The sequence below is a fragment of the Pontibacter ramchanderi genome, from assembly GCF_002846395.1.
Taxonomy (GTDB): domain Bacteria; phylum Bacteroidota; class Bacteroidia; order Cytophagales; family Hymenobacteraceae; genus Pontibacter; species Pontibacter ramchanderi.
Window position 1 is genome coordinate 280,093 of sequence record NZ_PJMU01000002.1, and the last position, 13,474, is coordinate 293,566.

Consider the following 13,474-nt stretch of genomic DNA (forward strand, 5'->3'; position numbering starts at 1 on the left):
GCTTATAATGTGCAAACTTTAATAACCTGCATTAATTTGATATAGAAAAGCCCTGCTGCGTAAGCAAGGCTTTTCTATACCAAAGTTGTGAACAACAGACCTAAGTTACATATCGCGTACCGATACCAGTACCTCGCTAAAGTTATCCGTGTTGTTCAGGAACCAGACGATCTTGCGTCCCACTTCTTCCGGTGAAGCAAGCTCTCCCTGGGCTTTGTAATCTCTGAAGCGCTGCACGTTGCTGAATTTCTCCTCATCACACTCGCGTATATGCTCCTGCATGGCCGTGTCCACCACACCTGGCGACAGCGCGAAAACCCGAACGCCCGAACCCCGCACGTCCTGTTCCTGCTGTATCGTCTGCGAAAGCATATCAATAGCAGCCTTGGAAGCGCAATAGCTGGCCCAACCATCCACTGGGTACTTACCGGCACCGGAGCTGATGTTCACGATCACTTTCGGCACCTGCAGCGGCTGGTATACCTGCAGAAAAGAGTTCATCAGCATGGCCGGTACGATCACGTTCACGTCGAACACAAACTCGAAGCGCTCGTTCGGCATACCCTCCCCCACATAGCCAATATCACCCAGCACCCCCGCGTTGTTGATCAGCACCAGGCGCTCGGCATCTTTGTAAGGAACAAACACCTTGTGCAGGTTGTGCTCCACAGCAGGTATATCCGAAAAATCAAGGGGCTGGTGTCGGTAGTTCTTGTGCTGGATGGTGCTGTTGCGGCACACGCCGATCACAAAATTGTTAGCGTCCTGCAGCAGTTCCTCCGCAATGGCCTTGCCTATACCTTTGCTGGTTCCGGTGATGAAGTAGTAGTTCATGGAAGTTTAGGAGTTTGAGAATTTAGGAGTTTAAGCGTGATCTTTGCTAACCTAAAGTACGAATGAGTTTTAAGATTTGGTTATACCTATACCTGAACGCAGAGGTTTCCATGAACAAGAAAGCCGGTGCCTCTGCCTTCACAGATACACCGGCTTTTCCATTTCGCGAGTCACAGACTCGCTTTTAAATAAGGCCACAGAAATGAATCCAGTGCCAGTTAATTCTGCTACCTGCCAAGAGTAAAGCTATACCTGAGTGAAAGCTCCAATAACTTTCTAACTCTTAAATTCCCCAACTCCTAAACTTCTAAACTTACAGAATGTACTGACTCAGATCCCGGTTCTTCACCATGTCCGACAGTCTTTCGAGCACCATTTCGCGGGTAATGACGATGCGGGCGTTGGCACCGATCTTATCCGGCACGTCGAATAGGATGTCGTTAAGCAAGCGGCTCATGATAGTCTGCAGACGACGGGCACCGATGTTCTCGACTTCGGCATTTACCTCATAAGCCAGGCTGGCGATCTCGTCAAGGGCTTCGTCGGCAAAACTCAACTCTACGTTTTCAGCTCTCAGCAAGGCTTCGTACTGCTTGGTCAGGGCGTTTTTTGGGAACTTCAGGATTTGGTAAAAATCTTCCTTAGTCAGGCTCTGCAGCTCTACACGAATTGGGAAGCGGCCCTGCAACTCCGGTATAAGGTCCGATGGTTTGGCTACGTGGAAGGCTCCCGCAGCGATGAACAGGATGTGATCGGTGTTGATCACGCCGTATTTCGTGTTCACGGTTGAGCCTTCTACGATCGGTAGCAAGTCGCGCTGCACGCCTTCGCGGCTCACGTCGGGGCCGCTGCCTTTGCTGCTCGAGCTGGCTACTTTGTCGATCTCGTCAATAAAAATCACACCCGAGTTCTCTGCCTTAAAAATCGCCTCTTCCTTCACCTCGTCCATGTCGATCAGCTTGGCAGCTTCTTCGTCCAGCAAGATCTTGCGGGCTTCGGCTATGGTTACTTTGCGCTTCTTGGTCTTTTTGGGCATCATGCCGCTGATCATCTCCTGGATGTTCATCATGGAAGCCTCGTCCATACCTGGTCCCATAGCCCCTATACCTGGCATAGCACTCTGCTGTACCCGAATCTCAATCTTTCGGTCTTCCAGCTCGCCGTTGCGAATCTTGTCTCTGAATTTCTCGCGCGTGCGCTCGTTCAGTTCGTAGTCGTTGTCGGGCATTACGCCTGGTTCTGTGGTGCTATAGCCCGGTGTGCTGCGGCCACCCTGTATCGGCGGAATCAGTGCATCAAGGATGATGTCTTCTACGGCCTCAGCGGCTTTCTGATTCACCTCTTCTTTTTTCTTCGTTTTCACCATGTTCACAGCCTGCTCCACCAGGTCGCGCACCATGCTCTCCACGTCGCGGCCCACGTAGCCCACCTCCGTAAATTTAGAAGCCTCCACCTTCGTGAAAGGCGCATCGGCGATCTTGGCCAGGCGGCGGGCGATTTCGGTTTTACCCACGCCGGTTGCCCCGATCATCAAAATGTTGTTGGGCACGATCTCGCGACGGATGCTCTCGTCGGCGTTCATGCGGCGCCAGCGGTTGCGCAGCGCGATGGCCACGTTGCGTTTGGCGTCTTTCTGCCCGATGATATATTTATCCAGCTCCTCTACAATCTGGGCCGGCGTTAAATGCTCTATTGATTCTAACATCTTCTCTGCTTAAAATTTTAAAAAGTCTGCTGACCAAAGTTTACCAGCAACCGTTACTCCTCACTTTTCCCATTCTCAGTCACCACCAACTTAAGCGGGTGCTTCACCTTTTGCTTGAGCAGCGCGATCTGCACTACCTCGTCCACTCTGTCTACGTAGTGAATCTGTAGACCTTTGATGTACTGCTCCGGTATTTCAGTGATGTCTTTACGGTTTTTCTGGCAAAGAATCACATCGGTTATACCTGCCCGCTTGGCCGCCAGAATTTTCTCCTTTATACCTCCTACCGGCAACACTTTACCACGCAGCGTGATCTCACCGGTCATGGCCAGGCGCGACTTTACTTTGCGCTGCGTAAACACCGAGGCGATGGATGTAAAGATGGCTATACCTGCCGATGGTCCGTCTTTCGGCACGGCACCCTCCGGGAAGTGGATGTGCAGGTCGTACTGGTCGAACAGGCGGTAGTCGATGTCGAGCAGTTCGGCATGGGCTTTCAGGTATGAGATGGCCGTCATGGCAGACTCCTTCATTACATCACCTAACTGACCTGATAGCGTGAGCTTTCCTTTGCCTTTGCTCAGGATAGACTCGATAAACAGGATATCGCCGCCCACTGAGGTCCAGGCCAGGCCTGTCACCACACCGGCTGTGTCGATGTCCTGGTAAATCTCTTTGTCGAAGGTCTCCGGACCGAGGATCTTCACCACGTCCTCCGGTTTGATGGACGGGGTATACTTCTCCTCCATCGCCTTTTGCTTGGCCGTGTTGCGCACTACCTGCCCGATCTTGCGCTCCAGGCTTCGCACACCCGACTCACGGGTATAGTCATCAATGATCTTCTGAATCGTAGCTCGCGACATTTTCACGTCTACCTCCTCCAGGCCATGCTCACTTACCTGCTTCGGCACGAGGTGGCGCTTCGCAATTTCGGTCTTCTCCTCCAGGGTATAGCCCGTCAGCTCGATGATCTCCATACGGTCGCGCAGCGCAGGTTGAATAGTGTCAAGCGAGTTGGCCGTGGCGATGAAAAGCACCTTGGAAAGGTCGTACTCCACATCCAGGTAGTTATCCATGAAAGTATGGTTCTGCTCCGGGTCCAACACCTCCAGCAAAGCCGAAGACGGGTCGCCGCGGAAATCAGAGGCCAGTTTATCGATCTCGTCAAGGATGATGACCGGGTTAGAGGAGCCCACTTTTTTGATCTGGCTGATGATCTTGCCCGGCATGGCGCCCACGTAGGTACGGCGGTGGCCGCGGATCTCCGCTTCGTCGCGCACGCCCCCCAGTGACATTCTGACATATTTGCGACCCAAAGCCGTAGCAATCGAACGGCCTAGTGAGGTCTTACCCACACCCGGAGGTCCATAAAGGCACAGGATCGGCGCCTTCATGTCGTTTTTCAATTTGAGCACGGCCAGGTATTCAATGATGCGCTCCTTCACCTTCTCCAGCCCATAGTGGTCAGCGTCGAGTATCTTCTTGGTGCGCTTCAGGTTGAAGTTATCCTTGGTGGTTTCGTTCCAGGGCAGATCGAGCAAGAACTCCAGGTAATTAACCGCTACCGGGTACTCGGCTGCCTGCGGGTTCAGTCGGGCCAGTCGCTCGATCTCTTTGTTGAAATGCTTGGCTACCTGCTCCGGCCATTTCTTTTTGAGGGCACGCTCGCGGAAGCGCTCAATTTCCTGATCAGGCCCCTCTTGCCCCAGCTCGTCCTGCAGCACTTTGATCTGCTGGCGCAGAAAATAGTCGCGCTGCTGCTGGTCGATGTCGGTGTGTACCTTGGTGTGGATTTCCTGCTTCAGTTCCAGCAACTGAATCTCGCGGAGCATGATCTCGAGTAGTTGCGTGCCGCGCTCTACGCCGTCGTTCACTTCGAGCAGTTTCTGCTTCTGGGCCACATCCACGTTCAGGTTGCTCGACAGGAAGTGCGTCAGGAAACTTGGGCTGTCAATATTATCGAGGGCCACCTGGGCCTCCTGTGGTATCTCGGGGTTAAGCTTCAGCATTTTGGCAGCCGCGTCTTTCAGCGAGTGCACCAGTGCTTTTACTTCTTTGCTCTTTTTGTTCGGGAAGGTGTCTTTGCAATAGCTCACCTTGGCCGACAGGTAAGGGTCTTCCTGGGTTACTTCGTCTATTTGGAAACGGCTCTGTCCCTGTATGATGATGGTGGTGTTGCCATCCGGCAGTACCAGCATTTTCAGGATCTTGGCCATGGTGCCGATGCTGTACAGATCCTCGGCAGACGGATCGTCGCTGTTGGTGTTGCGCTGCGCCACCACCCCGATGATCTTGTCGCCTTTGTGGGCCTTGCGCACCAGCCGCACCGATTTTTTACGGCTTACGGTAATAGGCAATACCACACCCGGAAACAACACTGTGTTGCGCACCGCCAGCAGAGGCAGTTCGTCCGGCATGTCCTCCGGCAGCATTTCTTCGTCAGGGTCTGTGGTGATTACCGGAATCAGATCGTCGCTATCATCTACCGACATGTTTCCGATTAAAAGTTGGTTAAGGAAGTTCTTCAGTGTATAGTTCATAGGTTGTATCAGTGCCATATTGACATAAAGATAACGGAAATTCCGCTTTATGCCTGTGGCGTGTAGTAGTGTCAAGAGCTGTGCCAAGTGCAGCCGTGTGTTTAAATTGTCGCATTAATAGCCGTGTTGGCACTTCCCTCCAAAATATAAGGGAATATTAATAAATCGTTTCAGAACATAGGCTAAAAAATAATATCTTTGGTTTCAGGTATCATGCCCTGTGCCGATGAAACGACTTAAGACCCCTTTTTTCTTCTTGCTGCTATTGCTGGCTCCGCTCCTGGGTATGGCTCAGCTGAAGCACGCGCCCCTGCAGGACGGACCTGATGTGAAGGTAAAGAAAAAGGCCCCGAACCAGGAGATGCACCTGGACTTCCCCAACATCAACCGGATCGCCCATTACAAGGATTCCAGGAAGCTCTCTGAAATACAACGCCTGGAGAGACGCAAGCAATATGGGCAGGCTCTTAAACTACTCGAGGCCTACGTGCGCAACTTTGGCATCCAGAACTTCTACAAAGACACCAACCTGCTTTGGCGCCTGGGCCAGCTCTATGAGCGCCAGGGCATGATGAACCAGGCCATGGAGGTATACCGCCTCGTGCTCAAGCACCACCGCAGCGATGTGCGCCAGGTGCAGTCTTACTACGACTCGCTGGAGCAGAATACCAAAGACTACTATGTGCCGCTGAGCTACTACTACGAGCTGGTGGAGTATCGTAAGTCCATCTCCACGTACCAACCGCCGCGTGGGGTATACCTGAACATGGGCAACACCATCAACTCCATTTACGAAGACTACGGCCCTACCCTCAGTGCGGATAACAACACGCTTATCTTTACCTCCAAGCGCACTTTTCAGGGTATACGGAGCAAGCCAAACGAGGACCTGTACTATTCCCATAACAGCAACGGCTACTGGAGCGAGGCGCAGTCGTTTGGCAAGCCCATCAACAGCATTTACAACGAAGGCTCCGCCACGCTCACCCGCGACGGAAAAACGCTCTACTTTGCCCGCTGCGAGTCGCCGGACGGGTTTGGCAACTGCGACCTGTACAAAGCAAGTCTGCAACCCGACGGTAGCTGGCACGAGATCGAGAACCTGGGGCCTAATGTGAATAGCCCGTCCTGGGACTCACAGCCGACGCTATCGCCAAACGAAGACACGCTCTACTTCGCCTCCGACCGCCTGGGTGGCTTTGGCTTGTCTGACATTTATTTCACCTATAAACTGAAAAACGGACAGTGGGCAAAGGCGCAGAACATGGGTCCGATCATCAACACGCGCCAGAGCGAGGTGAGTCCTTTCTACCATCCTAAGTACAAGGTGCTTTACTTCAGTTCGCGTGGGCAGCTGTTCAACTTCGGTGATTTCGACATTTACAAGACTTACCTGGTAGGAGGTAAATGGCAGGAACCGCGCAACATCGGCCCCCTCGTAAATGGCCGTGGCAGCGAGTACTACTTCACCATCGATTCGCAGTCGCAGAACCTCTACTACGCCCGCTCCGAGGAGAGCGACCTCAAGAACCTGGACCTTTTCTCCTTTCCGCTGCCCATGGAGGCCCATCCGCTGGCCGTGACCAAAGTAGAAGGCGTCTTGCGCGACTCGGTGTCTAACAAACCGCTTTCGGGCATCATCTCCATCATTGACTTGGATAACGGCATCGAGATCTCCTCGAAGTACATTCGGCCGGACGGCTCCTTTGCGTTCAATCTGATCGACAACTCCAGGTATATGATGATCATCCAAAGTCCCGATTTCTTTACGATTGAACGGGAATTGGCGCTGCAGCAGGACACTTCGCTGCAGATCATGGCCAAGGTGATCGACCACAATATTCCGATCGTGTTCAAAAACATTGAGTTTGAGCAGAACGAGTCGAATATCACAGCAGAAATGGAGCCCATACTGGATGAAGTGGCCTATTTCCTGGTGGAGAATCCGGGGTTCCGGCTGGAGATAGCAGGCCACACAGACAGCGCCGGCGACCCTGAGTTCAACCAGATCCTGTCGAAAGACCGCGCCGACGCCATTTTGCAGTACATCCAGCATAAAGTGCGGTTGGAGGACGGTCGTATCGATGCCTATGGCTACGGAAGCAGTAAACCCCTGCGCGAAGAACGAACTGAAGAAGACCGCCGCATCAACCGCCGGGTAGAATTCCGTTTGATTAAACCGCTGCCCCAAGGCCGGGGTATAGGTAGGTAGTCAAGCCAGTTTCTGACAGAGTTAAAAGTGTCCGGGACAAAGGAGATTTTGACAAAGGACAAAAGTCTACTCATACCTGCTCCATGCCATTTACAGCCGCCCACCCTGCCGCTATAGTGCCCCTCCTGCGCCCCAACCGCTGGTTTTCGGCCACTGGCTTGGTTACAGGCAGCATAGCTCCGGATTTTCAGTATTTTCTACTTTTCCCTTTTCTCGACCAGAGTGGTCATAGCCTGGCGGGTTTGCTGTACTTCAACCTGCCGGTTGCGCTGGTCATCGCATCGGTCTTTCACCTGCTCGTCCGCCGGCCTGCTGTAGCCCACCTCCCGAATTGGTTTAAAAGTCGAGCCCTGGCTGTGCCCCAACTCAATTGGCTAGCCTACCTGAAAGAGCGTTGGCTAGTTTTTGCCTTTTCGGTCATGCTGGGCGCTTTTACGCACATCTCCTGGGATAGCTTTACCCATGAAACGGGTTTCTTCGTGCAGCAATGGCCTGCGCTGCGAAGCATGGTGCATGTGATGGGATACGAGATCATGTTTTGCCGCATCCTACAGCACAGCAGCACCCTGGTGGGGTTCCAGTTTCTTCTTGTCTATACCTGGCGTCTGCCAAGCGTAGCTATACCTGATTCTATACCCACGCGACAAAAGCTCTTGTTCTGGTTAGGTATAGGTATAGCAGGCATGGCTTTTATGGGTTACGCTTTATACGCAAGCGCCTTCATGCGCTCTCCGATGGGTATCGTGGTTTCGCTCCTGACGGGTTCGATGATAGGTATGATCGCCCTCAGCGCAGCTATAAAGCTGAGCTGGCGCAATAAGAGAGCTTAAAAATCGCTTACTTCTGGGCTTGCGGCAGGTCGGCCAGCACGCGCTGGGCCATGTTGGGCATGTTATCGCTCACGATGCGCTGCACGTCGTTCATGTTGGACTGGTAAGGCACCTTCACTTTGTTGCCCGACACGAGTTCGCCTTTGCTGTCGTAGATGGAGTAGTGCACCAGGAAATCGCGCTCGTAGTTCCAGGTGGCGCGGTCGAGGCAGTTTTCATAATTGGTCTTCACCTCAAACTGATTAATGAACACGTAGTAGTCGATGCCGTACTGCCCGTTGAAGTGCGAGAAGAATTTCGGATCCTTCACTTTCACGCCGAAGTGTTTACTTGCATCCTGCGCCACAGGTACGGTGGCCGGCTGTCCGCCTTTTATATTCACTTTCTCTTTCTGGCGCTTCACCCAATCCAGTGCATTTTCGCGTTCTTTTGCTTTAATGGTAGGCTGGTGGTTGTAGCGCGACTGTTTGTTATCCTGGTAGCCGTAGCTCAGTGATTTGTACAAGGTGCTCAGCTCGCTCACGCTGTCGCGGTAAACGCCGCCCAGCAGGTTGATGGTTTCGTAGCCTTCCGGAGCCAGCAGGGCGTTCAGTCTGCCACGGAACACGTGGCGCACGTTCTGGCGCGGTATTTTAGAATGACGGGCGATCTCGTCGTCGGCGTCAGAGAAGTATAGGTATGGGTCGAACGGCACCACCAGAATACGCTGCTTCACTTTGCTCTCCAAGGTGGGCAGTGTGGAAGCCGAAGCTGAGGTACTGGCCTGTGTACGGGCCGGACCAGTCGGATTGTTTGTGCTGGCTGCTCTAGCTGCTTGTGCCGGTGGAGTAGCGGCCTGCCTGGCAGGCTGATTTTGTGGCGCGCCCTGTGTTGTAGCAGCAGACTGCTTTGCTGGTGTAGCCGGTGTTTTAGCAGCGCTGCCCGGTTGTGTGGCTACTGTCGGCGCCTGTTTTGCTGTGTTGCCCGGTTGGGCAGTGGCTGTTGCTGGCTTGGCGGCAACAGACTTAGCTTTTGTCTTGCGGTTGGTCAGGTATAGCGTCTGGCCCATGTTCAGCTGCTTGCCGTTCCACTTCTGCAGCGAGTCCAGTGGGATGTTAAACCGGCGCGAAAGGCTGTAATAGGTATCGCCTTGCTGCACCAGGTAAGTGGTATCCGTTGCTATGGCGTAGCCAGGTATCGAAAAAGCCGATGCTACTGGTGTAGCACCGGCTTGATTAAATGCAAATAAAACAAAAAGAATAACTAGCGTTAGAGCGCTCTTCACGATGGCTTTCATAAACGAATCTTTGGTTAGAAGATTATCTTGAATACATCGTTAAATATAGCAAAAGCCATTAAGCCCAACAATAAAACCATGCCCACTTTTTGAGCGTTCTCCAAAAAATTATCCGAAGGCTTGCGGCCGCTGATCATTTCGTATGTTAAAAATACAACGTGCCCGCCGTCCAGCGCAGGTATGGGCAGGAAGTTCATGAAAGCCAGTACCATCGACAGCATACCCGTGATCGACCAGAACTTGTACCAGTTAAAGGTATCGCCAAAGATCTGGGCAATGCCGATCGGGCCGCTCAGGGATTTGGATGCCGACACCTCGCCTCTGAATATTTTGCCGAACCCTTTCAGGTTGGCCGTGATTACCCCAAAAGCCTGATTCGTACCCAGTGGGATGGACTCACCCAGGCTATAGTCGCGGGTGGCGTACTCTACGAGTGGTTTTTGATAGAAGCCCAGCGTGCCGTCTTCGTTCACGGTGGTTTTCAGGATCACGGGTTGGCCGTTGCGCTCCACCTCTATTGTGACTGGCTTGCCGGCATATTTTTGCATGGCCGCCTGGAAATCGCTGAAGAACTGGGTGCTTTCGCCGTTCACGGTCTTGATATAGTCTCCAACCTGCAGACCAGCTTCAGAAGCCGTACTGTTGGGCGCTACCTCTCCTACCACAAACGGCACACGCGGCTGCACAAAGAACATACGTTCCTTGTTGTCGGCCATACGGTCCATAAAATCTGCCGGGATCGGGATGTTCACCTGCTCGCCGTTGCGCTCCACGGTGTAGTAAGCGTCGCGGCCAAGGAGCATGTCCATGGAGTATACATCGTCGAACTTCTCCAGCGGCTTGCCGTTCAGGGCCACGATCTTGTCGCCCGTCTGGAAACCAATGTCGCGCCCGATCTCGTTAGGCTGCACGCCATACTTCACTTCGCTGGCTGGCAGGTAGCTCTCGCCGTAGTAGTAGTTCAGAGCGATGAAAATAACGATACCCGTGATCACGTTCACAATAATACCACCCATCATCACGATCAGGCGCTGCCAGGCTGGCTTAGCTCTGAACTCGTAAGGCTCCGGGTCTTTCTGAAGCGCCGCTGTGTCAAGCGACTCGTCCACCATACCTGTTATCTTCACGAAGCCACCCAAGGGTATAGCACCCAGCATATACTCTGTTTCGCCTATTTTCTTGCTAAACACTTTAGGAGGGAAACCAATCGCATACTTCTCCACCCGCATGCCAAACCATTTGGCAGTCAACATGTGTCCCAGCTCGTGCAATCCGACCAGTATTGTCAGGCCCAAAAGGAGCTGGCCCACCATTATTAAAATATCCATTTAATCGAAATAAATTTAGAATCGATGATTTTGACTAAAACAAAACGCCTGGCACTGTCCGTCAGATGCTCAGCTTTCCTGCCACTTCTGCCGCATAAGCGCGTGTCTCTCTGTCTGTTGTAACATAGTCCTCGTAAGAAGGATTCGCAATATACGCAACTTTCGCCATACTGCCCTCGATGATGTCGGACATCTCCAGGAAGCCAACCTCCTCACGCAGAAAGGCCTCTACCGCTATTTCGTTGGCAGCATTGAGGATGCAAGGCATGTTGCCACCACGCTCCATGGCATCAAAAGCCAGCTGCAGGTTGCGGAAAGTCTCCAGGTCCGGCTTCTCAAACGTAAGCTGTGGGTAATCCAGGAAACTGAAGCGTGGGAAGTCATTTTTGAGGCGGTTGGGGTAGCCCAGCGCATACTGGATGGGCAGTTTCATGTCGGGCAGGCCAAGCTGCGCTTTGATGGAGCCGTCTTCGAACTGTACCAGCGAGTGGATGATGGACTGCGGATGCACCACCACCTCAATTTGCTCGTTCTTCAGCCCAAACAGCCATTTCGCCTCAATCACCTCCAGGCCTTTGTTCATGAGGGAAGCGGAGTCGATGGTGATCTTGGCGCCCATCTCCCAGTTCGGGTGCTTGAGCGCCTGCGCCCGGGTCACCTGGCGCAGTTCGTCGGCCTTGCGCCCACGGAAAGGCCCACCGGAGGCTGTGAGAATGATCTTCTCGATCGGGTTATGAAACTCGCCGGCCAGGCATTGAAAAATGGCGCTGTGCTCAGAGTCCACGGGGTAGATGTTCACGCCTTGCTGACGGGCCAGGTCGGTGATCAGTTGCCCGGCCACGACCAAGGTTTCTTTGTTGGCCAGGGCAATCTCCTTACCGGCCTTGATGGCGCGAATGGTCGGTTGCAGACCGGCGTAGCCCACCATGGCGGTCAGCACCATGTCTACCGTTCCCATTTCCACTACCGCGCAAAGGGCGTTGGCACCGGCGTATACCTTGATGTCCTCGTGCTGCAGCGCGTCGCGCACCTGCTCGTAGAGGGCCTCGTTGGCAATGACCACCACATTGGGTTTAAAGGCCAGGGCCTGTGCTATAAGCAGATCCGCGTTGTTGTTGGCGGTGATCACCTCCAGTTCAAAACTCTCAGGATTGGCCCCGATCACCTCCAGGGCCTGTGTGCCGATGGAGCCCGTGGAGCCAAGTATGGCAATTCGTTTCATTAGTTTGTGTTTGTTGTAAGGGCGCCCGCCGACTCAATCAGGCCTTCGGCCAGTTTGCGGTCGTTGCTCAGGCGCGGCACTTTGTTCTGCCCTCCCAGTTTGCCCTGCGACTTCATGTAGTGGCGGAACGTTCCTTGTGGCAGCGCCCTGATCTTCAGGTCGGCCAGAATGTGGCCCGTGATCAGGTCGTCGTAATATGTGTTCAATTTCTGCAGCTGCGCATTCAGCTCCTTTTCAAACGCCTCGGTGTTGGCTGGCGGTATCGAGAACTCCACCAGCCACTCGTGGAAAGAAGCTCCTTTGTCCTGGCTCACATAGGGCGCTACCGTAAACTCCACCAGCTCTACCATCGGATAGCTTTGCATGGTGCGCTGCATGGCTTTCTCCACTTCCTCACCGATCACGTGCTCACCAAAGGCAGAAATGTAGTGCTTAATGCGGCCGCTCACGATCAGCTTGTAGGGCTTCACGGAGGTAAACTTCACGGTGTCGCCGATGGAGTACGCCCATAGGCCGGCGTTGCTGCTCACGACCAGGGCATAGTTCACGCCCGGCTCCACCTGGCCAATGGTGAGGCGGGTCGGGTTCTCGTTGAAGTACTCCTCGGTAGGTATAAACTCAAAGAAGATGCCCGCATTCAGCAAGAGCAACAGGCCTTTGTCGTGCTGTTCGTTCTGGTAAGCGAAAAACCCTTCGGAGGCCGGAAATGTTTCGACCGAATCGACTTCGCGGCCGATGGACTCGAACAGCTTTTTGCGGTATGGCTCAAAATTCACGCCACCGTACACAAACAGCGAGAAATTCGGGAAAATATCCTTGATCGGCTTGCCTGTTTGCCGCATCAGTTTATCAAAATACATCTGCACCCAGGGCGGTATACCTGAGATAAGGGTCATGTTCTGATCGATGGTCTCCTCGATGATCTGGTCGAGTTTGGTTTCCCAGTCTTCGATGCAGTTGGTTTCGTAGCTCGGCAGCTGATTGGTGCGCAGGTAGCCTGGCACATGGTGGTTCACAATGCCAGACAAGCGACCGGTATGGATTCCCCCCATTTCGTCCAGCACCGGACTGCCCGACAGAAAGATCATCTTGCCATCCAGAAAACTGGAGTTGCCCGTCTCGTGGATATAGGAAAGCAGCGCGTCTTTCGCCCCGTTGATATGGTTGGGTATAGAGTCTTTGGTGATCGGGATGTACTTGGTGCCGGAAGTGGTGCCGGATGTTTTGGCCAGGTAGAGCGGCTTGCCGGGCCACAGAATGTTCTGCTCGCCTTCTTTTACGCGGTTAAAGTAACTGGCCAACCCCTCGTAATCGCGCACAGGAACTGCTTTAACGAAGTCGGCGTGGGTCTTTATCTCAGAAAAATGGTGTTCGCGGCCAAAGGCGGTGTGCTGCGCTTTCTTGATGATCATCTCGAAAACAGCTTGCTGCGCTTCTACCGGGTTCTGTATCCAGGACTGGTGTTTTTTGTGCACGTAGGCCGCCAGGGGCTTACTGAGCCATGCTTTCACACCCATATGGTTTTTC

General features: G+C 53.3%; 10 protein-coding genes. 3 read left to right on the top strand and 7 right to left on the bottom strand.

The window, feature by feature from the left end; genetic code table 11:
• Window positions 1–105: 105 nt before the first annotated feature.
• Window positions 106–834 carry an SDR family NAD(P)-dependent oxidoreductase gene (locus BD749_RS08020; protein ID WP_101443889.1) on the bottom strand — a complete coding sequence of 243 codons (729 nt, stop codon included), beginning with the start codon at window positions 832–834 and terminating at the stop codon, window positions 106–108.
• A gap of 62 nt (window positions 835–896) precedes the next feature.
• On the opposite strand from BD749_RS08020, the gene BD749_RS19675 reads away from it, so the two are divergent.
• Window positions 897–1,022, top strand: coding sequence for a hypothetical protein (locus tag BD749_RS19675; RefSeq protein WP_262502991.1), 126 nt, complete (start codon window positions 897–899; stop codon window positions 1,020–1,022).
• Window positions 1,023–1,147: 125 nt separating this feature from the next.
• Here the strand turns inward: BD749_RS19675 and hslU are convergent, their stop codons facing one another.
• Complete coding sequence (gene hslU, locus BD749_RS08025) at window positions 1,148–2,539, bottom strand: ATP-dependent protease ATPase subunit HslU (protein ID WP_101443890.1); 1,392 nt, start codon at window positions 2,537–2,539, stop codon at window positions 1,148–1,150.
• Window positions 2,540–2,592: 53 nt separating this feature from the next.
• A complete protein-coding gene (lon, locus tag BD749_RS08030) occupies window positions 2,593–5,079 on the bottom strand; it encodes an endopeptidase La (protein ID WP_101444696.1) in 2,487 nt (828 codons plus the stop codon).
• Window positions 5,080–5,305: 226 nt separating this feature from the next.
• Here lon and BD749_RS08035 point away from each other — a divergent pair, with 226 nt between their 5' ends.
• The gene (locus tag BD749_RS08035; protein ID WP_101444697.1) at window positions 5,306–7,291 is read left to right on the top strand and encodes an OmpA family protein; all 1,986 of its coding nucleotides are present in this window, start codon (window positions 5,306–5,308) and stop codon (window positions 7,289–7,291) included.
• A gap of 83 nt (window positions 7,292–7,374) precedes the next feature.
• The gene (locus BD749_RS08040) at window positions 7,375–8,121 is read left to right on the top strand and encodes a DUF4184 family protein (protein ID WP_101443891.1); all 747 of its coding nucleotides are present in this window, start codon (window positions 7,375–7,377) and stop codon (window positions 8,119–8,121) included.
• Between the two features lie 7 nt (window positions 8,122–8,128).
• Here BD749_RS08040 and BD749_RS08045 read toward each other — a convergent pair whose 3' ends face one another.
• The 4 genes from BD749_RS08045 to BD749_RS08060 form a co-directional block, all read right to left on the bottom strand.
• The gene (locus tag BD749_RS08045; protein ID WP_101443892.1) at window positions 8,129–9,397 is read right to left on the bottom strand and encodes a LysM peptidoglycan-binding domain-containing protein; all 1,269 of its coding nucleotides are present in this window, start codon (window positions 9,395–9,397) and stop codon (window positions 8,129–8,131) included.
• A 14-nt stretch (window positions 9,398–9,411) separates the two neighbouring features.
• Complete coding sequence (gene rseP / locus BD749_RS08050; RefSeq protein ID WP_101443893.1) at window positions 9,412–10,725, bottom strand: RIP metalloprotease RseP; 1,314 nt, start codon at window positions 10,723–10,725, stop codon at window positions 9,412–9,414.
• A 61-nt stretch (window positions 10,726–10,786) separates the two neighbouring features.
• Entirely contained in the window at window positions 10,787–11,947 is a 1,161-nt protein-coding gene (locus tag BD749_RS08055) for a 1-deoxy-D-xylulose-5-phosphate reductoisomerase (protein WP_101443894.1), read from the bottom strand.
• On the bottom strand, window positions 11,947–13,464 hold the full coding sequence (locus BD749_RS08060; protein WP_101443895.1) for a GH3 auxin-responsive promoter family protein: 1,518 nt from the start codon (window positions 13,462–13,464) through the stop codon (window positions 11,947–11,949). The genes BD749_RS08055 and BD749_RS08060 overlap by 1 nt, the downstream gene beginning before the upstream one ends.
• Window positions 13,465–13,474 lie beyond the last annotated feature (10 nt).